Genomic DNA, 19,923 nt, shown 5'->3' on the forward strand with positions numbered 1-19,923 from the left:
AATTATAAATAATAGTAATGTCTGTTAGAAAATTAAAACCTATCACCCCGGGACAGAGATTCAGAATTGTAAACAATTTTGAGGAAATTACTACCAACAAACCAGAGAAATCTCTAACAGTTGGTATTAAAAAGTCAGGTGGACGTAACCAAACAGGTAAAATGACCATGCGTTACACCGGAGGTGGACACAAAAAGAAATACAGAATTATTGACTTCAAAAGAAACAAAGCAAACGTTGAAGCAACTGTAAAATCTGTAGAATACGATCCAAACAGAACTGCATTTATCGCTTTATTAGAGTACGCAGACGGAGAGAAGAGATATATCATCGCTCCAAACGGTATCAAAGTTGATCAGAAAGTAGTATCAGGAGAAAGCGTTGAACCAAACGTAGGTAACGCAATGAAATTGAAAAATATTCCATTGGGTACTGTAATCTCTTGTGTTGAAATGAAGCCTGGACAAGGTGCAATTTTAGCAAGAAGTGCTGGTTCTTCAGCTCAATTAACTTCCAGAGATGGTAAATATGCAATCATCAAGTTACCTTCAGGAGAATCAAGAATGATCCTTACTGAATGTATGGCAATGATTGGTTCTGTTTCCAACTCAGATCACCAATTAACTGTATCAGGTAAGGCTGGTAGAAGCAGATGGTTAGGTAGAAGACCAAGAACAAGAGCGGTTGTAATGAACCCAGTAGATCACCCAATGGGTGGTGGTGAAGGACGTTCTTCAGGAGGTCACCCAAGATCTAGAAACGGTAAACCGGCTAAAGGTTACAAAACTAGAAAGAAAAACAAAGTGTCTAACCGTTACATCGTATCTAAAAGAAAATAATTATGGCAAGATCACTTAAAAAAGGACCGTTCATTCATCATACTTTAGATAAGAAGGTTCAGGCAAATATAGAGTCTGGTAAGAAGACAGTTATCAAAACTTGGTCTAGAGCATCTATGATCTCTCCGGACTTCGTAGGACAAACTATTGCTGTACACAACGGGAAATCTTTTATCCCGGTTTACGTTACAGAAAACATGGTTGGTCACAAGTTAGGCGAATTTTCTCCAACAAGATCTTTCAGAGGTCATGGTGGTAACAAAAACAAAGGAAGCAGATAATCATGGGATCAAGAAAACAAGATAGTTCAATCGCAAGAAAAGAAGCTAACAAAGACGTTGTAAAAGCTTCATTAAATAATTGCCCGTCTTCTCCAAGAAAAATGAGATTAGTTGCTGATATCATTAGAGGAGAGCAGGTAGACAAAGCACTTTATATCCTAAAATATTCTAAGAAGGATGCTTCTAACAAGTTAGAGAAATTACTTCTTTCTGCTATGGCTAACTGGCAAGTGAAAAACGAAGGTGCTGACATCGAGGAAGCAAACCTTATCGTTAAAGAAATATTTGTGGATAGTGCAAGACAATTGAAGAGACTAAGACCAGCTCCACAAGGTAGAGGGTATAGAATCAGAAAAAGATCTAACCACGTTACATTAATCTTAGGTAACAAAGAAAATTAATCAAGGTATGGGACAGAAGACAAATCCAATTGGTAACAGATTAGGTATCATCAGAGGATGGGATTCTAACTGGTTTGGTGGAAACGATTATGGAGACAGAATCGCTGAAGACTACAAAATCAGAAGATACCTTGAAGCTAGATTATCTAAAGGTGGTATTTCAAAAATTTATATTGAAAGAACTTTAAAATTAGTTACAGTAACTATTACTACTGCTAGACCGGGACTTATTATCGGTAAAGGAGGTCAGGAAGTTGATAAATTGAAAGAAGAGTTGAAGAAATTGACTGGTAAGGATATTCAAATCAACATTTTCGAAATCAAAAGACCTGAATTAGATGCTGTACTAGTTGCTGATAGTATTTCTAAGCAAATTGAAAACAGAATTTCTTACAGAAGAGCTGTTAAAATGGCAATGGCAAGTACTATGAGAATGGGTGCTGAAGGTATCAAAGTTCAAATCTCTGGTAGATTAAACGGAGCTGAAATGGCAAGATCAGAATCTTTCAAAGAAGGAAGAATTCCATTGTCAACTTTCAGAGCTGATATCGATTACCACTGGGCAGAAGCTCACACTACTTACGGTAGACTAGGGGTTAAAGTTTGGATCATGAAAGGTGAAGTTTACGGTAAAAGAGAACTTTCTCCACTAGTGGGACAACAGAAAAAAGGAGGTCAGTCAGACAGAGGAAACAGAGGAGGAGACAGAGACAACAGAAGACCTAGAAAAAACAACAACAATAACAATAATAATTAAAATTTTAGATTAGAAATTTTGAATTTTAAATTACCGTTACTTTTTTAAAATTAAAAAAAATCTAAAATCTAAAATCTAAAATCTAAAATTTAGAAATTATGTTACAACCAAAAAGAACCAAATTCCGTAGAGTTCACAAGATGAAGATGAAGGGGAATGCCCAGAGAGGTAGTCAACTTGCTTACGGAACTTTTGGGATCAAAGCAACGGAAGGAGCTTGGATCACTGCAAGACAGATTGAAGCGGCTCGTATCGCTGCGACAAGATATATGAAGAGAGAAGGTCAACTATGGATCAAAATCTTCCCAGATAAGCCAATTACTAAGAAACCAGCGGAAGTACGTATGGGTAAAGGTAAGGGTGCTGTTGAATATTGGGTAGCTGTAGTAAAACCAGGTAAAATTATGTTCGAAGTTGGAGGTGTTCCTTACGAAATTGCGAAAGAAGCTCTTAGACTTGCTGCACAAAAATTACCAGTAGTTACTAAATTCATCGTTGCTAACGATTTTGTTAAACCTCTATAATCTTTGAATACAATGAAAAATGCTGATATTAAAAATTTAAGCGCGGGTGATATTCAAGCTCAATTAACTGAAGCAAAAGCTCAATATTCTAAATTGAAATTGGCTCATGCAATCAGCCCAATTGAAAACCCGATTCAAATCAGAGATTTGAGAAAAACAATCGCAAGACTAAACACTGAGTTAACTAACAAACAATAATTTCATTTTACAATGGATAGAAATTTAAGAAAAGAAAGAATCGGAGTGGTTTCCAGCAATAAAATGGAAAAAACTATTGTTGTTAGTGAAACTACAAGAGTAAAGCACCCGATGTACGGTAAATTCGTTTTGAAAACGAAAAAATATACTGCACACGACGAGAACAACGAATGCACAGAAGGTGATACAGTTTTGATCCAAGAAACTAGACCTTTGAGCAAGAGCAAGAGATGGAGATTAGTAAGAATCATTGAAAAAGCTAAGTAATAATGTTACAAACAGAATCAAGATTAAAAGTTGCTGATAACACAGGTGCTAAAGAAGTACTAGTGATCAGAGTTCTGGGAGGAACCAGAAGAAGATATGCTTCAGTTGGTGATAAAATCGTTGTTACGATCAAGGATTCTACACCATCCGGAAATGCTAAAAAAGGTCAGGTATCTAAAGCTGTAGTAGTAAGAACTAAAAAAGCAGTAAGAAGAAAAGATGGTTCATACATCAAATTCGACGACAATGCTTGTGTATTACTAAATGCAGCGGGAGAAATGAGAGGAACGCGTGTTTTCGGACCAGTTGCTCGTGAGTTGAGAGACAAAGAATATATGAAAATCATTTCATTAGCTCCTGAAGTACTTTAATTTTAAAAATTTTTAAAAGAAATGTCAAAGTTAAAAATAAAAAGAGGAGATAACGTAATCATTACTACTGGTAAGAAAGATATCAAGGGTAAGACTGGTGAAGTTATTGAAGTGATCAAGAAAGAAGGTAGAGACCCAAGAGTAATCGTTGCAGGACTTAACATCGTTAAAAAACACGTTAAGCCTTCAGCTTCTAATCCTCAAGGAGGAATTACTGAGAAGGAAGCTTCTATTCATATCTCAAACGTAGCTTTAGTTGGTAAAGACGGAAAAGCTATCAAAGTAGGTTACAAAATCGAAGGAGATAAGAAAGTAAGAATCAACAAAAAAACGGGTGAAACTTTATAATTTTAAATAACACATGGAATATATAGCAAGACCCAAAAAAGCATATAAAGAGACAATTGTTCCTGCAATGATGGAAGAATTCGGGTATAAGTCAGTAATGCAAGTACCTAAATTAGAGAAAATCGTTGTATCACAAGGTTTAGGTGATGCTACTGCAGACAAGAAAATCATTGATTATGCTGTAGAAGAGCTTACAAATATCACTGGTCAAAAGGCTGTTGGTACAATCTCTAAAAAAGACGAAGCTGCTTTCAAATTGAGAAAAGGAATGCCGGTAGGTGCTAAAGTAACATTGAGAGCTGACAGAATGTATGAATTCTTAGACAGACTTACTGCTTCTGCTTTGCCTCGTATCAGAGATTTCTCTGGAATCAAAGCTGATGGTTTCGATGGTAGAGGTAACTACAACTTAGGTATTACTGAGCAGATTATCTTCCCTGAAATCGTAATTGACAAAGTGAAAAAAATCCAAGGGATGGACATCACTTTCGTTACTACTGCGAAAACAGATAAAGAAGCTAAAGCATTATTAACTCACTTCGGTTTACCATTTAAAAAGAACTAAGAAATGGCTAAAGAATCAATGAAAGCGCGTGAGCGCAAAAGAGAAGCACTAGTTGCTAAATACGCTGCTAAAAGACAAGCTCTTAAAGAAGCTGGTGATTACGAAGGACTTCAAAAATTGCCTAAAAATGCTTCTCCTGTAAGATTACACAACAGATGTAAACTAACAGGTAGACCAAGAGGATACATGAGAACGTTTGGTATTTCCAGAGTAACTTTCAGAGAAATGGCTAACAACGGTCTTATCCCAGGAGTAAGAAAAGCTAGCTGGTAATAATCACTAGATAAAAAATCGGAACAATTAAGTTGTTCAGATACTAAAGATAAAAATATCAGACTGAAGATTTCTGACGTCTGATATTTTACTCTTCAAGTCTTTGCAAAACTGATTGTTCTTTAACCAATAATTATAAAAGAAAAATGGTAACAGATCCAATTTCAGATTTCCTAACTAGAGTAAGGAACGCACAAAGCGCAGGCCACAAAGTGGTGGAAATTCCTGCATCGAAAATCAAAAAGGAGATTACTAAGATCTTATTTGATCAAGGGTATATCTTAAACTACAAGTTTGAAGATAACGCTGTTCAAGGAGTGATCAAAATCGCTTTAAAGTATGATAAGCAAACTAACAAACCGGCTATCAAGTCTATCCAAAGAGCTTCTAGACCAGGTTTGAGACAGTACAAAGGTTCAGCTGAGCTTCCAAGAGTACTAAACGGTTTGGGTATTTCTATCATCTCTACTTCTAAAGGAGTAATGACTGACAAGAAAGCTAGAGAAGAGAAAGTAGGCGGTGAAGTAATCTGCTATGTTTATTAATTTTTAATCAGAGGAAAATGTCAAGAATTGGTAAAGCAATTATAACAATTCCAGCTGGAGTTACAATCACTGAAAATAACGGTGTAGTAACTGTAAAAGGAGCTAAAGGAGAACTTTCTCAGGAGCTTACGGCAGGAATTACTATAGAACAGAAAGATGGTGAACTTAACGTAAACAGACCATCTGATTCTAAACAACACAAAGCACTTCACGGTCTATACAGAGCGTTAATCAACAACATGATTGTTGGTGTAAGTGCAGGTTTCGAAAAGAAACTTGAACTAGTAGGGGTAGGATATAGAGCTTCACACGCAGGTCAAAAACTTGAGTTAGCTTTAGGATTCTCTCACGGTATCGTATTAGAACTTCCAGGTGAAGTAAAAGTTGATACATTGACTGAAAAAGGTAAAAACCCAATTATTACTTTAACGTCTCACGACAACCAACTTCTAGGAATGGTAGCTGCAAAGATCCGTTCTTTCAGAAAGCCTGAGCCATACAAAGGAAAAGGTGTAAGATTCGTAGGAGAAATTGTTAGACGTAAAGCTGGTAAATCTGCTTAATAAATTATAAGTATTATGGCATTAAGTAAATTAGAAAAAAGAATAAGAATCAAAAGAAGAGTAAGAGGGAAAATCTCTGGATCTTCTGAATTGCCAAGATTATCTGTATACAAAAGTAATAAGGAAATTTACGCTCAGTTAATCGACGATAAAAATGGTAAAACTTTAGCATCAGCTTCTTCAAGAGAGAAAGGTGTAGACGCTAAAGGTACTAAGACTGAAGTTTCTGCTGCTGTTGGTAAAGCTATCGCTGCTAAAGCTATCGCTGCAGGAATCGAAAGTATTGTATTTGACAGAAACGGATTCGTTTACCACGGTAGAGTGAAAGCTCTAGCTGATGGTGCAAGAGAAGGTGGACTTAAATTCTAATCATTAAATTTCGGAAAATATGTTAGGACTAGATAATATAGAAAGAGTAAAACCGGGAGGATTAGAATTAAAAGATCGTCTCGTAGCTGTTAACAGAGTAACAAAAGTAACAAAAGGAGGTAGAGCTTTCGGATTTTCTGCTATTGTTGTAGTAGGTAACGAAGAAGGTGTTATCGGTTTCGGTTTAGGAAAATCTAAAGAGGTTGCTTCTGCAATTGCTAAAGCAGTTGAAGACGCTAAGAAAAACCTTGTGAAAGTTCCTGTAATGAACCATACTATCCCTCACCAAACTACTGCTAGATACGGTGGTGCAGATATCTTCTTAAGACCTGCTTCTCACGGTACTGGATTGATCGCCGGAGGTGCGGTAAGAGCGGTATTGGAATCTGCTGGTATTCACGATATCCTTTCAAAATCTAAAGGATCTTCTAACCCTCACAACGTAGTGAAAGCTACTTTCAAAGCGTTATTAGACATCAGAAGACCTGAAGAAATCGCTAGAATGAGAGGAATTTCTCTAAGTAAAGTGTTTAACGGTTAATAATTAAGGCAATGGCAACAATTAAAGTAAAGCAAGTAAGAAGCGCTATTGGTAGAACAAAAACCCAAAAGAGAACGCTTGAAGCATTAGGATTAAAAAAACTTCACCAAGTTGTAGAGCATGAAGCTACTCCTTCCATCTTAGGAATGATCGCTGCTGTAGGACACTTACTTGAAGTTCAAAAATAATTTTATAAAAGAGAAATTAAAATGAATTTAAATAACATAAAACCTGCTGCAGGATCTACTTTCAACTCAAAGAGAATTGGTAGAGGTCAAGGTAGCGGAAAAGGAGGTACTTCAACAAAAGGTCACAAAGGTCAGAAAGCGAGAGCTGGTTATTCTCAAAAAATCGGTTTCGAAGGTGGACAGATGCCTTTACAAAGAAGATTACCTAAATTCGGATTCAAAAACGTAAACAGAAAAGAGTTTAGAGGAATTAACCTTGATACTATTCAAACTTTAATCGAGAACAAATCCATCACTGGAGATATCACGAAAGAAGTTTTAGTAGCAAACGGGATAGTTTCTAAAAACGAATTAGTGAAAATTATGGGTAGAGGAGAATTGAAATCTGCGGTTTCAATCTCTGCTGACAAATTCACTAAATCTGCTGAAGAGCTTATTGCTAAAGCAGGTGGAAAAGCAATTACCTTATAATACTTACTAATGAAAGAATTTATACAAACACTTAAAAATATTTGGAGTCTTAAAGAACTTAGAGATAAAATTCTCTTTACTTTAGGTATTATCCTTGTGTATAGATTCGCATCTTATATCTCGATTCCTGCGATTAACCTTGCAGAGGTGGGAGATCTCTTAGAGCATTATAAAAATCAAGGCGGTAACAAGCAAGGAGCAGGTCTCCTTGGCTTGCTTTCGTCGTTTACGGGGGGAGCTTTCAGCCACGCTTCCGTAATGGCGTTAGGAATCATGCCTTATATTTCTGCTTCTATTATTGTTCAGTTGATGGGGATGGCTATTCCTTATCTTCAGAAGCTTCAGAAAGATGGAGAGTCAGGTAGAAATACATTGAACCAAATTACAAGATGGTTAACGATTGGAGTTTGTCTGGTACAGGCACCTTCTTACTTAACTTCTATTACTCAATTATTCTTACCATATGCTCAGTTCCAGTCTGCATACTATGTAGAGCCAAATTCAATTATGTTCTGGTTACCAAGTATTGTTATTTTGGTTGCCGGTTCAGTATTTGCAATGTGGCTAGGTGAAAAGATTACCGATAAAGGAATCGGAAATGGTATCTCTATCCTTATTATGGTGGGGATCCTTTCAAGATTACCTGAGGCATTCGTACAGGAGATGGCCGTGCAGAACGGAAAAGGAGGAATGGGATCTATCATGATCCTTATTGAAGTATTATTCTGGATGTTGGTTGTTCTTTTAGCAGTAATCTTATCAGTAGCTGTTAGAAAAATTCCAATTCAGTATGTAAGCAGAGCTCAAGCAAGAGGAGGTGTAAACAGAAATCTTATGCAGGGAGCAAGACAATGGATTCCATTGAAAGTAAATGCTGCTGGTGTAATGCCGATTATCTTTGCTCAGGCATTGATGTTCGTACCAGGATTATTAACAAAATTCGATGAGTCTAATACTTTTCTTGCAGGTTTCAAGAATGTTTTTAGCTGGCAGTACAACGTATTGTTTGCGCTATTAATTATTATCTTCTCATTTTTCTATACTGCGATTACAATTCCGGTAAACCAGATGGCTGATGATTTGAAGAGAAATGGAGGTTTAGTACCAAAAGTAAGACCAGGAAAAGAGACCGCTGATTATTTAGATGATATTTTATCAAAAATTACCTTGCCAGGTGCAATATTTTTATCTATCTTTGCAATCCTTCCGGCAATTGTGCATGGAACCTTTGTTCAGACAGATGCGTTTGCCCTATTTTTTGGGGGAACGTCCCTATTAATTATGGTGGGTGTAATTTTAGATACAGTTCAACAGATTAATACATATCTGCTGAACCATCATTATGATGGCTTAATGCAGTCTAAATTATCAAGAACGACTGGATATTAATTTATGGCAAAACAAAAACATATTGAACAAGACGGCGTTATAACGGAAGCACTTTCGAACGCTCAGTTCCGTGTAGAACTAGAAAATGGGCATATTCTTATCGCTCATATTTCTGGTAAAATGAGAATGCATTATATTAAACTTTTACCTGGTGATAAGGTAAAACTAGAAATGTCTCCTTATGATTTATCAAAAGGGAGAATCACATTTAGATATTAAACAAACGCCAAATGGAATCTTTAGATCTCCATTTGGCTCTTGTTAAAAAATAAATACTATCAAAATGAAAGTAAGAGCATCAATTAAAAAAAGAAGCGCTGATTGCAAAATCGTACGCAGAAAAGGTGTACTGTTCGTAATCAACAAGAAGAACCCAAAATTTAAACAAAGACAAGGTTAATTAAATTATGGCGAGAATTGCAGGTATTGATTTACCAAAAAACAAAAGAGGAGTTATCGGTTTAACTTACATTTATGGTGTTGGAAGAAGTACTTCTTCTGAAATCCTTAAAGCTGCCGGTATCAGCGAAGACAAAAAAGTCAACGAATGGAATGACGATGAATTGGCTGCCATCAGAACTTATATCTTAGAAAACGTAAAAGTTGAAGGAGAATTAAGATCTGAAGTGCAATTGAACATCAAGAGATTGATGGACATAGGATGCCAACGAGGAATACGTCACAGACTTGGATTACCTTTAAGAGGCCAGAGAACGAAAAACAACTCTAGAACCAGAAAAGGAAAGAGAAAAACTGTTGCTAACAAGAAAAAAGCTAGTAAATAATCGTTAGGAATTATGGCAAAACAAACTAAAGTAGTTAAGAAGAGAAAAGTAAAAGTTGAAGCTATTGGAGAAGCACATATTCAGGCTTCTTTCAATAACATCATCATTTCTTTAACAAATAAAAACGGAGAGGTTATCTCTTGGGCTTCTGCCGGTAAAATGGGTTTCAGAGGTTCTAAAAAGAATACTCCATTTGCTGCTCAGATGGCAGCTGAAAATTGCTCTGCTGTAGCTCACGAAGCTGGTTTAAGAAGAGTAAAGGTGTTTGTGAAAGGTCCAGGTGCAGGTAGAGAATCTGCTATCAGATCTATTCACAATTCAGGAATTGAAGTTAGCGAAATCGTTGATGTGACTCCAATGCCACACAACGGATGTAGACCACCAAAGAGAAGAAGAGTTTAATTTTTAGAATTTACCCATTATGGCAAGATATATTGGACCTAAAACTAAGATTGCTAGAAAGTTTGGTGCTGCAATCTACGGAGATGACAAAAACTTCGAAAAGAGAAAAAACCAACCGCCAGGACAACACGGTCCTAACAAAAGAAGAGGTGCTAAAAAATCAGAATATGCAGTTCAGTTAGCTGAAAAACAAAAAGCTAAATATACTTACGGTATTTTAGAAAGACAGTTTGCTAACTTATTTGACAAAGCACACAGAAGTAAAGGTGTAACAGGGGAAGTTCTATTACAACTTTGTGAATCAAGATTGGATAACGTAGTATTCAGATTAGGTTTTGCTAAAACAAGATCTGGAGCTAGACAATTAGTTTCTCACAGACACATCACTGTGAACGGAGAGATTCTTAATATCCCTTCTTACTTGGTAAAAGCTGGTGATGTAATCGCTGTAAGAGAAAAGTCTAAGTCTCTTGAAGTTGTTACCAATGCATTGGCTTCTAAGTCAAACTATGAGTGGTTACAATTCAACGATGAGAAGAAAGAAGGTACCTTCATTTCTGCTCCTGAAAGAATCCAGATTCCGGAGGACATTAAGGAGAACCTTATCGTCGAACTTTACTCTAAATAATTTTTTAATCAAATTTTTGCTCAACCCAATAATATGGCAATTTTACAATTCATAAAACCCGATAAAGTAATTTTACTTAACTCTGATGAATTTAAAGGTCAATTTGAATTCAGACCTTTAGAACCAGGTTTCGGGCTTACAATCGGTAATGCTTTGAGAAGAGTGTTGCTTTCTTCTCTGGAAGGATACGCTATTTCATCTATCAAAATAGAAGGTGTAGAGCACGAATTTTCAACTATTCCAGGAGTAATCGAAGACGTTACCGAAATTATTCTTAACCTTAAGCAGGTAAGATTAAAAGCTGCAGCAGAAGGCCAGGCTAACGAGCAGGTTGTTGCTAAAGTTTCAGGTCAAACGGTTATTACTGCTGGTGATTTAGGAAAGTCTATCAACGGATTTGAGGTTCTGAACCCAGATTTAGTGATCTGCAACCTAAACAGTGATGTAACTTTCGAAATTACTTTCAATATTGAAAAAGGAAGAGGGTATGTTCCTTCTGAACAAAATAAGTCAAACAATGCTCCTATTGGAACTATTGCTATTGACTCTATTTTCACGCCGATCAAGAAAGTACAATACAGCATTGAAAATTATCGTGTAGAGCAAAAAACAGACTACGAAAAACTTGTATTAGATATAGAAACTGATGGGTCTATCAGCCCTCAGAATGCTTTAACTGAAGCTTCTAAGATATTAATTTATCACTTCATGTTATTCTCCGATGAGAGAATCACTCTTGAAACTGAAGCTGTAAAAGCATCTATCCAGTACGATGAAGAAACTCTTCACACAAGACAACTTCTTAAGTCTAAATTAGCAGATATGGATCTTTCTGTAAGAGCCCTTAACTGTCTAAAAGCAGCTGAAGTAGAAACTCTTGGAGAACTGGTTTCTTACAGTAAGTCTGATTTGATGAAATTCAGAAATTTTGGTAAAAAATCTTTGACAGAACTAGAAGAATTAGTGCATTCAAAAGGTCTTAACTTCGGTTTCGACGTTGCAAAATATAAGTTAGACGCTGATAAATAATTAATAATGAGACACGGTAAAAAATTCAATCACTTAGGAAGAACAGCTTCTCACAGAAGTGCTTTACTTTCTAATATGGCTTGTTCTCTAATTGAGCATAAAAGAATCAACACTACTGTAGCTAAAGCTAAAGCTTTAAGAGTATATGTTGAGCCTCTATTAACAAAAGCAAAAGAAGATACTACACACAACAGAAGAGTAGTATTCTCTTACCTTCAAAATAAATTTGCGGTTGCTGAATTATTCAGAACTGTAGCTCCTAAAATCGCTGAAAGAAACGGTGGTTATACAAGAATCATCAAGACAGGATTCAGACCAGGTGATGCTGCTGATACTGCTCTTATCGAACTAGTAGATTTCAACGAGCTTTACAACCCTAATGCTGAAGAGAAAAAAGCTACAAGAAGAAGCAGAAGATCAACTGCTACTACTAAAAAAGCTGAAGCAGTAGTTGCTGATGCTCCTGTAGTAGAAGAAAAAGTAGAAGAAGCTAAAGCTGATACTACTGAAGAAAAAACTGAAGAATAATATTCGTTCAGATATATATAAAAACCATCCGAAAACGGATGGTTTTTTATTTCCATAATATACTTGGATTATCCAGGGTATGATGAAAAGCATTGGTAAAGTACCCAAAAAATGTCCCTCAATTTTGAAGGACATTTTTTTTATTTAAATCTTTGTTCTTTTCAGTTCAATAATATTATTCCCTTGTTCAAGGTGAAGACTATCTCCTTTTACCCTTGCCGTCATATCATCTTTTTTGTAAATCGTTTCATCCCCTTTGGTTTCCGATTTAGGTAACGTAAATGTTTTCTTATTGCTGGTAATGGCTACTGTACTTTCCTTCGGATCATTTTTAAATACAACTTTTACTAATGTTCCGTCTGTAGCTTTATAAACAAAATCGGTTTTCTCAATTTTCTTTCCGTTGATATCTACAGTCGAAGAACTTTGTGTCACCGAATCTATTTTTCCATTATGGTCTGTAACAACAGTTTCTGAACTGTCTGTTTTGATAACGATTTTATTTCCGCTTTCACTTTTTTTACAGCTGACTACAGTTAATGCAAGCAAAGCACTTAGTGCTAAAAGACTTTTTTTCATGATTATATTATTTGATATTCAATATGATTTTATAATTTAATTTTACAAAAATCATGCCTTACAATATGAGAAAATTTAACGATTATTCATGCATATTTCTATTGTTTTTCTCTTTGAATACTAGGCTTAGCAAAAAGAAAATTTTGAAATTAAAGAGAGGCAGCACTTCTTGTCAAATGAAAAAATTCCGGAATATAGTGGAATATTGTAGCAGGTCATCAGCAGCTACTTTACATTCCTGCAATATGGCTTTAGAAAGGTAAGAACCTGATTCAGATCTTTGAGTGGATCAAATTCCATATTACAGTACGCCGAAATGATCCGTAGATTTTTAATCAGATTATGAAATAATTGTTAATTTTAAATGATTTATTGTTGTTTATTTGTTTTTATTTTTAATTTATTGTGAAATATTTAGTCGTATATTGTTTTTGGAATCAAAAATTGATTAAATTTAATAAAAACTAAAAGACTGAATCACAACTTCAAACTCAAACATTAATATTACACAAAGGTGTAATTGATTTCAAATTGTTTTCTGTTGAAATTTGCTTCAAACAAATAAAGTCATGAGCATTTCCATAGCCATAGTAGAAGACGAGAAAAACTACAACAATGCGTTGAAGAAGGTCATCGATTATCAAAAAGATATGAAAGTGATTGCTCAGTTCTTTGATGGTAATGATGCCATAACAAATCTACCCGATATTTCTCCTGACGTTGTGATGATGGATATCCAATTACAGGATATGCTGGGAATTGAAATCATAGAAAAATTACGAAAAGGAATGCCCAATACACAGTTTATCATGTGTACTAGTTTTGATGATGATGAAAAGATTTTTAATTCTTTAAAGGCAGGAGCCATGGGATATCTTGTAAAAGGAGAAAGCATGGATAAAATTCTTTCTTCCATCCGCGATGTATACAACGGCGGTGCACCTATGAGTTTTTCTATTGCAAGAAGGGTATTGAACCATTTCGAGAAAAAACTTCCGGAAATAAAAGGCTTTGATGAACTTACAGAGCGGGAAAAGGAAATCCTTGAACTTCTTTCCCAGGGACTTCTCTACAAAGAGATTGCAGATCAGAAATTCATCAGCATTGATACCGTGAAAAAACACGTCGGAAATATCTACAGAAAACTCCACGTAAACAATAAGGTGGAGGCAGTCAATAAATTTAATCAATCAAAAAACTAAGAAAAATGGAAAAAGAACTGTACGATTTTAAATGTGCCCTGGAAGCAACCATCGTTGTTATGCAGAAAGCAGGAACAATTAGAGATTTCTATGAAATGGCCGAGTTTACTGAACAGGAGCAATGGATAAAGGATTATATTGTAAAAAATGGTGTGAAATTTTTTGTGACGCACCCTATTGGTGATGAAGAATTTCGAGTAAACAGTGGCGTATTCCAGCAACGGGTTCCCAACCTTGCACAGGAGTTATATGTCGACTTCCGTTTATTTGAAACCCTTGTCAGAGACCGTTTAAATGAAGGTTATACATTGATGAAAATCTCTTTCAGAGAAATTACAGATAGTATCATTAGTGAGTATTCCAGAATACTGGGCGAAGAGAATCAAATGTTCTTAAAAAGTAAAAAAGAATATTTATATGCCACACTTTCCTTCCACGTTGAACCGGATACAGAGGCTAATCCTGCCAAACATTATTTTATATTTAATTTGGATACTTATCATGAGATTAATGTTAATTCATTTGGGGACTTCAAGAGATCTCGCGTAGGCCAAATTCTTATTAATGCATCAAGCGATGCATATGTCGCCGAATGTATACGTTATGATTTGATTCTAGTAAAACAATATATTGATAGAATACACATGTATTTGGAGGGCTGTCTTAGAAAAAATGTTGTTAGACTTGATTTTATACCATGTATTGGAAGGAAAAAGACTATGACTTTTGCGACTGGAAAAGAGTCACTATATCTTGCAACTATGCCTTCAGATAATAATAAACAATTGCTCAGTTCAGATTTTCCATATTATGATCAGGGAAGCTTAGAGCCATAAAATGCTTATTACAGCCTACTATATTATTTCTTTTATGGTATTGATAAAAGGAATCATAGTTTTGAGAGGAAGCAAATTGTCCTCTCAAGACTATTTTTTGTTGTATTTAATCGTCAATTTTACTGTAGATTTTTTTTCAGAAATTAATCTTATTTCAACGAAATCAATTCAGTATAATTATCTGAATCTTTTCAATAGCTTTTATTTTATGATCTTTTATTTCAGGTACATTAAAAATAAAAAGATAATGGTTGTAATATCCATAGTAGTTGCAATAGCTATACTCCTGAATATTGAGCTTTTTTATGTTGATAAGTATAATCTGAATATTGCGATTACCTATTGTGTTATCAATATACTCCAGGTATTGTACTGGTGCAGTTATAAATTAAACAATATTAGTGAATCGAAAATTACGGAAGATCCTGTCTTTTGGATTTCAACTTCAATACTTTTATGGAGTTGTTTTTTTCTTTTCAGAATTATTCCTATGTATCTGCTGGATGAAATTGATAAACCATTTCTCAAATTGTTGAAACAGATATTGAATATAATCAATATCGTATGCTGTGGCTTATTCTTTATTGCTTTACACAAATATAAATTGATGGATAGAAAATGAAGTCTTTACCTTCAGAAATAAAACTTATTTTTTTAATAGCATTACTCCTGGTTGTGCTTTTAGTTGCTTTTACTATTTTCATTGTACTAATGTACAACCGGAAACAGCTTTTATACCTTAAAGAACAACAACTCAAAGAATCCGAACACCAAAACCAGCTTCTCCAGAAAGAACTCGAAAAACAAAAAGTGCTGGAGCAGGAGCGGGAACGTATCTCACACGATATGCATGATGATCTGGGAGCAGGAATTTCTGCATTGAAACTTCAGGCAGAATTTCTGAAACAGAAGGCTGAGAATGATGATCTGCAAAGCGATATCAATGAGCTTCTGAAAACCTCTGAAGAAATGAATATCTCCATGAGAGAAATGCTATGGAGTCTGAATTCAGGAAATGACACCTTAGGAAGCTTTATCGATTATGCCATCCTTTATAACGGAAACTTTTTGAAGAAAACAAAAATAATGGTGTATTCAGAATGTGAAGATATTATAGCAGAAACACCTATTTCCACAGAAATGAGACGCAATCTTTTTCTCTGCTTAAAAGAAGCGGTCAATAACGTGTACAAACACAGTCAGGCAAATACTGTAAAACTTTCATTTTGGCAGGATGAAAATAACTTCTTTATGAAAATTTCCGATATCGGAAACGGAATTCCCGATGGACAGAAAGAAGGTAATGGCCTTAGAAATATGAAACGAAGAATGAATGAACTATCTGGTGAATGTTCTATCATATCCGAAAACCCTGGAACCTGTATTGTGTTTAAAATAGTCCTATAAATAAATTACCCTTTTGTGTAATTGACTGGTCCGTTTTTTAGAGGGAAATTTGATAGATAAAATTAAAAGCCATGAAAACTCTTATTAACGACAGTATTGGAGATTTGGAAGCTGCTTTAAAAAACAACACTGATCTTCAGGAGAAGTTCAAAACCAATCCGATAGAGGCTATTAAAAATGTAGAAATAAAAAACCCGAAAGACACAGACTATTGGATCTACAGAATTATTGTACTTATGCTCGGGTTGGCAGTCATTACCATTATAGCAGGACTTATTCTCATTGCTTACTGGAATGATGGTGCCGCTAAAGATAATCAGTTGGTTACTATTTTTGCAACTATTTCTTCGGGTGCAATAGGTGCCTTAGCCGGACTTTTATCGCCTACACCGAGAAAATAATAAAAAACTTAAAAAACGAAATGTCATGAAAGCTAAAAAAGAACTGAAATCAAGAATTGATGCAAAAGAATTATTGAGGGAGAAATTAGATGTTGTTACTGTTAAAAGTAGCGGAATGGATGTTGAATATAGAAGTAATGGTGAACCGGAAGATTTAATTTATTTAAGCGCTGCTCTTACAGGAGAAATTGTTCCAGGAAAAGTTTATGCTAAAATAGGAACAAATCGTTTCATTCTTAAAACAACGCCTACAAGTGTTGGTGTTGTTAAAGATTTAAAAGGAACGATGATAGTTATTAATTGTTCTTGTAAGGGAAAAGCAAATGTCTCTTGTATATTTACTGTGGTAATTCAGGATAGGGTTTACCATTTATCTTCCCAAACAGACAATAATGGACTTGTTGATTTTATTGTAATTATCCATTTTAATTAAACTGAGATCATGAAAACATTTTATAGAGTAATATTGGTAATGCTCTCAAGCTGGTTATTGGGGCAAGAGAAAGTAAATACTGATATTTTAAGAGGGCCTGCATCTCCTGCATCAAATATCCTGAATATTGCAACCACAGAGATAAGTAAGCCTACAGATGTTTCCGATTTAATGATTGGAATTAGAAACTTTCCTATTAATTTTATAAATAATGGAGGATACTCGATAGAGGTTGCTCCTTATTGGATCTTTCCAAATAAAACAAAAAATAAGACGATTGAACAAATGTTGAATGATGATATTAAATATACTTTACCTCAAACCTTTGTTTTTTCATTTGCTGCAAGAAATGTTGATGAGTCTAAATCTTCAGATTTGCCTTCTAATGCAGTGTATACATCAATAGGAATAAAATTTTCACTTTTTAGAGGGAAGCCTGATGATAAAACGAAAGCAGATTTTAAAATTATTCAAACAAAATTAGATGAGCGTGGGGAATATATTAATCAAAATTTTGGTGAATTTCTTGCTGCTGACGACGAATATCAAAAAGCAGTTCAGTTAAGAAAGAGCTTACAGATGAATACCCCACAATACAAAGAAGCAGATGACAGGGTAAACGCAAGACTTAAAGTACTTAAGGAAGAATTTCCTAAAAAAGATAAATATCTCATTCAAAGTACGGAAGAGTTAGGTAAAACAACTTTAAAAATAACCCGTACTGGTTTCCTTTGGGACTTCGCAGGCGGAACAAGTATTCAGTTTAAAGAAAAGCAATTTGATAATTCAAGAGTTTACAATGCAGGTTTATGGACTGTTTTAGGATATGCAACTGAAAAAGCAGGAACGCCTCTTTTCCTTTTACGCTACATGTATAATCCTAAAAATGATTGGATGACAGTAGATGATTTTAAACCACAAGGTAACTTCTCAACATTTGATGCGGGCGTGAAATATGAGTATTCACCAAAAGATTCAAAATTTACAGGCAGTTTTGAGGGGCTTTACAGAAGTTTTATCTCAGGCTCCGATTTGAAACCTACATGGAAATGCGTTTTGAATTTGGATTATGCAATATTTCCTAACCAGCACCTGACACTATCTCTGGGCAAAGATTTTGACAATAGCTTCATTAAAAAAGGTAATGTTATTGCAGGTCTTTCTTTTTTAAGCGGTATCGGTACAAAACGTAAGATACAGTAATTATACAATAATATAAACAATTCTAAAGCTCCAGCATTTTATAGTGTCTGGAGTTTTTTCGTAAGATTGTTTTACCATTTTAAAAACCTGGTTCTTCACAAAGAATTTGTAGAATTATCATAATATAAATTAACTAAAATTTAACTCGGATTTATCTCAAAAAAATCCCGTGAAATGCCCCTGAAAGTTAAATTTTGATTAAATTTGTCTAAACTAAAAAAAATAAAAAATGAGTGCAATTTCTTACATAGAAGCAAGACAGATTTTAGATTCCAGAGGAAATCCTACCATTGAAGTAGATGTATTTACAGAAAGCGGGGCAATGGGCCGTGCAGCTGTACCTTCAGGAGCATCTACAGGAGAACACGAAGCGGTAGAATTACGTGACGGTGGTTCAGAATATCAGGGGAAAGGAGTTCTGAAAGCTGTTGAAAATGTAAAAGAAGTAATTGCAGAGAATTTAGTTGGACAACCGGTTTTTGAACAAAACTATATCGATCAGATTATGATTGATCTTGACGGAACGCCTAACAAAGGAAATCTTGGTGCTAATGCTATTCTTGGTGTTTCTCTAGCGGTAGCCAGAGCTGCTGCTGCTGAATTGGGAATGCCTCTTTACAAATATGTTGGTGGAGTGAATGCCAATACACTTCCAGTTCCAATGATGAATGTAATTAACGGTGGTTCTCACTCAGATGCTCCTATCGCATTCCAGGAATTTATGATTATGCCGGTAAAAGCAGATTCTTTCTCTCACGCTTTGAGAAAAGGAACTGAAATTTTCCACAACCTAAAATCGATCCTTAAAGGAAGAGGTCTTTCTACAGCAGTAGGAGACGAAGGAGGTTTTGCTCCTACTTTCAACGGAACAGAAGATGCTTTGGATACATTACTTCAGGCGATCGAAAAAGCTGGATACAAGCCTGGTGACGACATCATGTTGGCATTAGACTGTGCCGCTTCAGAATTCTACAAAGACGGAACATACGATTACAGAAAATTCGAAGGAGACAAAGGCGCTCACAGATCAAGAGAAGAGCAGGTTTCTTACCTTGCAGAATTGGCTGCTAAATATCCGATTATCTCTATCGAAGATGGTATGCAGGAAGATGACTGGGAAGGATGGAAAATGCTTACAGATAAAATTGGTGACAGAGTACAGTTGGTAGGTGACGATTTATTCGTAACAAACGTAGACAGATTATCAAGAGGAGTAAAAGAAGGTATTGCCAACTCTATCCTTGTAAAGGTAAACCAGATCGGTTCGCTTTCTGAAACAATGGCTGCTGTACAAATGGCTCAGAATAATAAATTCACTTCAGTAATGTCTCACAGATCAGGAGAAACTGAAGATTCTACAATTGCTGATTTGGCGGTAGCAATGAACTGTGGACAGATCAAAACAGGTTCAGCGTCAAGATCAGATAGAATGGCAAAATACAACCAGCTATTGAGAATTGAAGAAGCTTTAGGTGAAACTGCAATTTTCCCAGGGTTGGAAGCTTTTAAAATCAAAAGATAATTAATCGAATTTATAAATAACGGCAAGCGAAATTTTTAGTTTGCCGTATTTTATGGAAAGTGGTATATTTAAAAAAAA

Annotated in this window: 33 protein-coding genes; 32 read left to right on the plus strand and 1 reads right to left on the minus strand. The window is 35.3% G+C overall.

Features of this window, described 5'->3' with window-relative positions:
• The first annotated feature begins 17 nt into the window (after positions 1-17).
• The 25 genes from rplB (at position 18) to rplQ (ending at position 12,262) form a co-directional block, all read left to right on the plus strand.
• Complete coding sequence (rplB, locus tag RHP76_RS17420; RefSeq protein WP_027381305.1) at positions 18-839, plus strand: 50S ribosomal protein L2; 822 nt, start codon at positions 18-20, stop codon at positions 837-839.
• A 2-nt stretch (positions 840-841) separates the two neighbouring features.
• Positions 842-1,120, plus strand: a complete 279-nt coding sequence (gene rpsS, locus RHP76_RS17425; protein ID WP_002983209.1) for a 30S ribosomal protein S19 — start codon at positions 842-844, stop codon at positions 1,118-1,120.
• 2 nt (positions 1,121-1,122) lie between these two features.
• Complete coding sequence (rplV, locus tag RHP76_RS17430; protein WP_002983214.1) at positions 1,123-1,521, plus strand: 50S ribosomal protein L22; 399 nt, start codon at positions 1,123-1,125, stop codon at positions 1,519-1,521.
• A 7-nt stretch (positions 1,522-1,528) separates the two neighbouring features.
• Positions 1,529-2,278 carry a 30S ribosomal protein S3 gene (rpsC, locus tag RHP76_RS17435; protein ID WP_034694675.1) on the plus strand — a complete coding sequence of 250 codons (750 nt, stop codon included), beginning with the start codon at positions 1,529-1,531 and terminating at the stop codon, positions 2,276-2,278.
• A 98-nt stretch (positions 2,279-2,376) separates the two neighbouring features.
• Positions 2,377-2,802, plus strand: a complete 426-nt coding sequence (rplP, locus tag RHP76_RS17440; RefSeq protein WP_034694677.1) for a 50S ribosomal protein L16 — start codon at positions 2,377-2,379, stop codon at positions 2,800-2,802.
• 12 nt (positions 2,803-2,814) lie between these two features.
• The gene (rpmC, locus tag RHP76_RS17445; protein WP_034694678.1) at positions 2,815-3,000 is read left to right on the plus strand and encodes a 50S ribosomal protein L29; all 186 of its coding nucleotides are present in this window, start codon (positions 2,815-2,817) and stop codon (positions 2,998-3,000) included.
• 12 nt (positions 3,001-3,012) lie between these two features.
• Positions 3,013-3,267, plus strand: a complete 255-nt coding sequence (gene rpsQ, locus RHP76_RS17450; protein WP_027371715.1) for a 30S ribosomal protein S17 — start codon at positions 3,013-3,015, stop codon at positions 3,265-3,267.
• Between the two features lie 2 nt (positions 3,268-3,269).
• Positions 3,270-3,638, plus strand: coding sequence for a 50S ribosomal protein L14 (gene rplN, locus RHP76_RS17455; protein ID WP_002983226.1), 369 nt, complete (start codon positions 3,270-3,272; stop codon positions 3,636-3,638).
• 21 nt (positions 3,639-3,659) lie between these two features.
• On the plus strand, positions 3,660-3,986 hold the full coding sequence (gene rplX, locus RHP76_RS17460; RefSeq protein WP_029297774.1) for a 50S ribosomal protein L24: 327 nt from the start codon (positions 3,660-3,662) through the stop codon (positions 3,984-3,986).
• Positions 3,987-3,999: 13 nt separating this feature from the next.
• Positions 4,000-4,551, plus strand: coding sequence for a 50S ribosomal protein L5 (gene rplE, locus RHP76_RS17465; protein ID WP_062673609.1), 552 nt, complete (start codon positions 4,000-4,002; stop codon positions 4,549-4,551).
• Positions 4,552-4,554: 3 nt separating this feature from the next.
• Positions 4,555-4,824, plus strand: coding sequence for a 30S ribosomal protein S14 (gene rpsN / locus RHP76_RS17470; RefSeq protein ID WP_002983233.1), 270 nt, complete (start codon positions 4,555-4,557; stop codon positions 4,822-4,824).
• Between the two features lie 146 nt (positions 4,825-4,970).
• Positions 4,971-5,369 (plus strand): 30S ribosomal protein S8, encoded by a 399-nt coding sequence (rpsH, locus tag RHP76_RS17475; RefSeq protein ID WP_002983236.1) that lies wholly within the window; start codon positions 4,971-4,973, stop codon positions 5,367-5,369.
• A gap of 17 nt (positions 5,370-5,386) precedes the next feature.
• On the plus strand, positions 5,387-5,932 hold the full coding sequence (rplF, locus tag RHP76_RS17480; RefSeq protein ID WP_034694687.1) for a 50S ribosomal protein L6: 546 nt from the start codon (positions 5,387-5,389) through the stop codon (positions 5,930-5,932).
• Between the two features lie 15 nt (positions 5,933-5,947).
• Positions 5,948-6,301: a 50S ribosomal protein L18 gene (rplR, locus tag RHP76_RS17485; protein WP_034694689.1), complete on the plus strand. Its 354-nt coding sequence runs from the start codon at positions 5,948-5,950 to the stop codon at positions 6,299-6,301.
• Positions 6,302-6,320: 19 nt separating this feature from the next.
• A complete protein-coding gene (gene rpsE, locus RHP76_RS17490; RefSeq protein ID WP_002983245.1) occupies positions 6,321-6,842 on the plus strand; it encodes a 30S ribosomal protein S5 in 522 nt (173 codons plus the stop codon).
• Positions 6,843-6,853: 11 nt separating this feature from the next.
• A complete protein-coding gene (rpmD, locus tag RHP76_RS17495; protein ID WP_027371710.1) occupies positions 6,854-7,030 on the plus strand; it encodes a 50S ribosomal protein L30 in 177 nt (58 codons plus the stop codon).
• Between the two features lie 21 nt (positions 7,031-7,051).
• Entirely contained in the window at positions 7,052-7,501 is a 450-nt protein-coding gene (gene rplO / locus RHP76_RS17500; protein ID WP_062673611.1) for a 50S ribosomal protein L15, read from the plus strand.
• 9 nt (positions 7,502-7,510) lie between these two features.
• Positions 7,511-8,890 carry a preprotein translocase subunit SecY gene (gene secY, locus RHP76_RS17505; protein WP_311228682.1) on the plus strand — a complete coding sequence of 460 codons (1,380 nt, stop codon included), beginning with the start codon at positions 7,511-7,513 and terminating at the stop codon, positions 8,888-8,890.
• 3 nt (positions 8,891-8,893) lie between these two features.
• On the plus strand, positions 8,894-9,109 hold the full coding sequence (gene infA, locus RHP76_RS17510; RefSeq protein WP_027381317.1) for a translation initiation factor IF-1: 216 nt from the start codon (positions 8,894-8,896) through the stop codon (positions 9,107-9,109).
• Positions 9,110-9,173: 64 nt separating this feature from the next.
• Positions 9,174-9,290: a 50S ribosomal protein L36 gene (gene rpmJ, locus RHP76_RS17515; protein ID WP_007839480.1), complete on the plus strand. Its 117-nt coding sequence runs from the start codon at positions 9,174-9,176 to the stop codon at positions 9,288-9,290.
• 7 nt (positions 9,291-9,297) lie between these two features.
• A complete protein-coding gene (gene rpsM, locus RHP76_RS17520) occupies positions 9,298-9,675 on the plus strand; it encodes a 30S ribosomal protein S13 (protein WP_034694696.1) in 378 nt (125 codons plus the stop codon).
• Positions 9,676-9,687: 12 nt separating this feature from the next.
• Positions 9,688-10,077, plus strand: a complete 390-nt coding sequence (gene rpsK, locus RHP76_RS17525) for a 30S ribosomal protein S11 (RefSeq protein WP_034694697.1) — start codon at positions 9,688-9,690, stop codon at positions 10,075-10,077.
• Between the two features lie 19 nt (positions 10,078-10,096).
• Entirely contained in the window at positions 10,097-10,705 is a 609-nt protein-coding gene (gene rpsD, locus RHP76_RS17530) for a 30S ribosomal protein S4 (protein ID WP_062673615.1), read from the plus strand.
• A 33-nt stretch (positions 10,706-10,738) separates the two neighbouring features.
• On the plus strand, positions 10,739-11,734 hold the full coding sequence (locus RHP76_RS17535; RefSeq protein WP_062673617.1) for a DNA-directed RNA polymerase subunit alpha: 996 nt from the start codon (positions 10,739-10,741) through the stop codon (positions 11,732-11,734).
• Between the two features lie 6 nt (positions 11,735-11,740).
• Positions 11,741-12,262 (plus strand): 50S ribosomal protein L17, encoded by a 522-nt coding sequence (gene rplQ, locus RHP76_RS17540; RefSeq protein ID WP_062673619.1) that lies wholly within the window; start codon positions 11,741-11,743, stop codon positions 12,260-12,262.
• A gap of 144 nt (positions 12,263-12,406) precedes the next feature.
• Here the strand turns inward: rplQ and RHP76_RS17545 are convergent, their stop codons facing one another.
• Positions 12,407-12,841 carry a hypothetical protein gene (locus RHP76_RS17545; protein ID WP_062673620.1) on the minus strand — a complete coding sequence of 145 codons (435 nt, stop codon included), beginning with the start codon at positions 12,839-12,841 and terminating at the stop codon, positions 12,407-12,409.
• Between the two features lie 569 nt (positions 12,842-13,410).
• Between RHP76_RS17545 and RHP76_RS17550 the strand changes: the two genes are divergently transcribed.
• The 7 genes from RHP76_RS17550 to eno all read left to right on the plus strand — a co-directional run bounded on the left by RHP76_RS17550 (position 13,411) and on the right by eno (position 19,845).
• The gene (locus RHP76_RS17550) at positions 13,411-14,043 is read left to right on the plus strand and encodes a response regulator (RefSeq protein ID WP_311228683.1); all 633 of its coding nucleotides are present in this window, start codon (positions 13,411-13,413) and stop codon (positions 14,041-14,043) included.
• Between the two features lie 5 nt (positions 14,044-14,048).
• Positions 14,049-14,879, plus strand: coding sequence for a hypothetical protein (locus tag RHP76_RS17555; protein WP_288443932.1), 831 nt, complete (start codon positions 14,049-14,051; stop codon positions 14,877-14,879).
• A 618-nt stretch (positions 14,880-15,497) separates the two neighbouring features.
• The gene (locus RHP76_RS17560; protein ID WP_311228684.1) at positions 15,498-16,286 is read left to right on the plus strand and encodes a sensor histidine kinase; all 789 of its coding nucleotides are present in this window, start codon (positions 15,498-15,500) and stop codon (positions 16,284-16,286) included.
• Between the two features lie 71 nt (positions 16,287-16,357).
• Entirely contained in the window at positions 16,358-16,687 is a 330-nt protein-coding gene (locus tag RHP76_RS17565) for a hypothetical protein (RefSeq protein WP_114819956.1), read from the plus strand.
• 25 nt (positions 16,688-16,712) lie between these two features.
• Positions 16,713-17,120 (plus strand): hypothetical protein, encoded by a 408-nt coding sequence (locus RHP76_RS17570; RefSeq protein ID WP_120232600.1) that lies wholly within the window; start codon positions 16,713-16,715, stop codon positions 17,118-17,120.
• Between the two features lie 9 nt (positions 17,121-17,129).
• The gene (locus RHP76_RS17575; protein ID WP_311228685.1) at positions 17,130-18,323 is read left to right on the plus strand and encodes a hypothetical protein; all 1,194 of its coding nucleotides are present in this window, start codon (positions 17,130-17,132) and stop codon (positions 18,321-18,323) included.
• A gap of 229 nt (positions 18,324-18,552) precedes the next feature.
• Positions 18,553-19,845 (plus strand): phosphopyruvate hydratase, encoded by a 1,293-nt coding sequence (eno, locus tag RHP76_RS17580; protein ID WP_034694712.1) that lies wholly within the window; start codon positions 18,553-18,555, stop codon positions 19,843-19,845.
• Positions 19,846-19,923: the final 78 nt, after the last annotated feature.

Origin of the sequence: Chryseobacterium sp. SG20098, from assembly GCF_031844745.1 — a bacterium.
Taxonomy (GTDB): domain Bacteria; phylum Bacteroidota; class Bacteroidia; order Flavobacteriales; family Weeksellaceae; genus Chryseobacterium; species Chryseobacterium cucumeris.

Bases quoted from the DNA above. Each gene is read 5' to 3' on its own strand.
- RHP76_RS17565 (WP_114819956.1), top strand. From the start codon at position 16,358: ATGAAAACTCTTATTAACGACAGTATTGGAGATTTGGAAGCTGCTTTA.
- RHP76_RS17570 (WP_120232600.1), top strand. From the start codon at position 16,713: ATGAAAGCTAAAAAAGAACTGAAATCAAGAATTGATGCAAAAGAATTA.
- rpsQ (WP_027371715.1), top strand. From the start codon at position 3,013: ATGGATAGAAATTTAAGAAAAGAAAGAATCGGAGTGGTTTCCAGCAAT.
- RHP76_RS17545 (WP_062673620.1), bottom strand. From the start codon at position 12,841: ATGAAAAAAAGTCTTTTAGCACTAAGTGCTTTGCTTGCATTAACTGTA.
- RHP76_RS17550 (WP_311228683.1), top strand. From the start codon at position 13,411: ATGAGCATTTCCATAGCCATAGTAGAAGACGAGAAAAACTACAACAAT.
- rpmJ (WP_007839480.1), top strand. From the start codon at position 9,174: ATGAAAGTAAGAGCATCAATTAAAAAAAGAAGCGCTGATTGCAAAATC.
- rplB (WP_027381305.1), top strand. From the start codon at position 18: ATGTCTGTTAGAAAATTAAAACCTATCACCCCGGGACAGAGATTCAGA.
- RHP76_RS17560 (WP_311228684.1), top strand. From the start codon at position 15,498: ATGAAGTCTTTACCTTCAGAAATAAAACTTATTTTTTTAATAGCATTA.
- rplR (WP_034694689.1), top strand. From the start codon at position 5,948: ATGGCATTAAGTAAATTAGAAAAAAGAATAAGAATCAAAAGAAGAGTA.
- rplV (WP_002983214.1), top strand. From the start codon at position 1,123: ATGGGATCAAGAAAACAAGATAGTTCAATCGCAAGAAAAGAAGCTAAC.
- rplX (WP_029297774.1), top strand. From the start codon at position 3,660: ATGTCAAAGTTAAAAATAAAAAGAGGAGATAACGTAATCATTACTACT.
- RHP76_RS17575 (WP_311228685.1), top strand. From the start codon at position 17,130: ATGAAAACATTTTATAGAGTAATATTGGTAATGCTCTCAAGCTGGTTA.
- rpsC (WP_034694675.1), top strand. From the start codon at position 1,529: ATGGGACAGAAGACAAATCCAATTGGTAACAGATTAGGTATCATCAGA.
- rplN (WP_002983226.1), top strand. From the start codon at position 3,270: ATGTTACAAACAGAATCAAGATTAAAAGTTGCTGATAACACAGGTGCT.
- secY (WP_311228682.1), top strand. From the start codon at position 7,511: ATGAAAGAATTTATACAAACACTTAAAAATATTTGGAGTCTTAAAGAA.
- rpmC (WP_034694678.1), top strand. From the start codon at position 2,815: ATGAAAAATGCTGATATTAAAAATTTAAGCGCGGGTGATATTCAAGCT.
- rplP (WP_034694677.1), top strand. From the start codon at position 2,377: ATGTTACAACCAAAAAGAACCAAATTCCGTAGAGTTCACAAGATGAAG.
- rplE (WP_062673609.1), top strand. From the start codon at position 4,000: ATGGAATATATAGCAAGACCCAAAAAAGCATATAAAGAGACAATTGTT.
- rpsE (WP_002983245.1), top strand. From the start codon at position 6,321: ATGTTAGGACTAGATAATATAGAAAGAGTAAAACCGGGAGGATTAGAA.
- rpsM (WP_034694696.1), top strand. From the start codon at position 9,298: ATGGCGAGAATTGCAGGTATTGATTTACCAAAAAACAAAAGAGGAGTT.
- rplF (WP_034694687.1), top strand. From the start codon at position 5,387: ATGTCAAGAATTGGTAAAGCAATTATAACAATTCCAGCTGGAGTTACA.
- rpsH (WP_002983236.1), top strand. From the start codon at position 4,971: ATGGTAACAGATCCAATTTCAGATTTCCTAACTAGAGTAAGGAACGCA.
- RHP76_RS17535 (WP_062673617.1), top strand. From the start codon at position 10,739: ATGGCAATTTTACAATTCATAAAACCCGATAAAGTAATTTTACTTAAC.
- rplO (WP_062673611.1), top strand. From the start codon at position 7,052: ATGAATTTAAATAACATAAAACCTGCTGCAGGATCTACTTTCAACTCA.
- rpsK (WP_034694697.1), top strand. From the start codon at position 9,688: ATGGCAAAACAAACTAAAGTAGTTAAGAAGAGAAAAGTAAAAGTTGAA.
- infA (WP_027381317.1), top strand. From the start codon at position 8,894: ATGGCAAAACAAAAACATATTGAACAAGACGGCGTTATAACGGAAGCA.
- RHP76_RS17555 (WP_288443932.1), top strand. From the start codon at position 14,049: ATGGAAAAAGAACTGTACGATTTTAAATGTGCCCTGGAAGCAACCATC.
- rpsN (WP_002983233.1), top strand. From the start codon at position 4,555: ATGGCTAAAGAATCAATGAAAGCGCGTGAGCGCAAAAGAGAAGCACTA.
- eno (WP_034694712.1), top strand. From the start codon at position 18,553: ATGAGTGCAATTTCTTACATAGAAGCAAGACAGATTTTAGATTCCAGA.
- rpsD (WP_062673615.1), top strand. From the start codon at position 10,097: ATGGCAAGATATATTGGACCTAAAACTAAGATTGCTAGAAAGTTTGGT.
- rpsS (WP_002983209.1), top strand. From the start codon at position 842: ATGGCAAGATCACTTAAAAAAGGACCGTTCATTCATCATACTTTAGAT.
- rpmD (WP_027371710.1), top strand. From the start codon at position 6,854: ATGGCAACAATTAAAGTAAAGCAAGTAAGAAGCGCTATTGGTAGAACA.
- rplQ (WP_062673619.1), top strand. From the start codon at position 11,741: ATGAGACACGGTAAAAAATTCAATCACTTAGGAAGAACAGCTTCTCAC.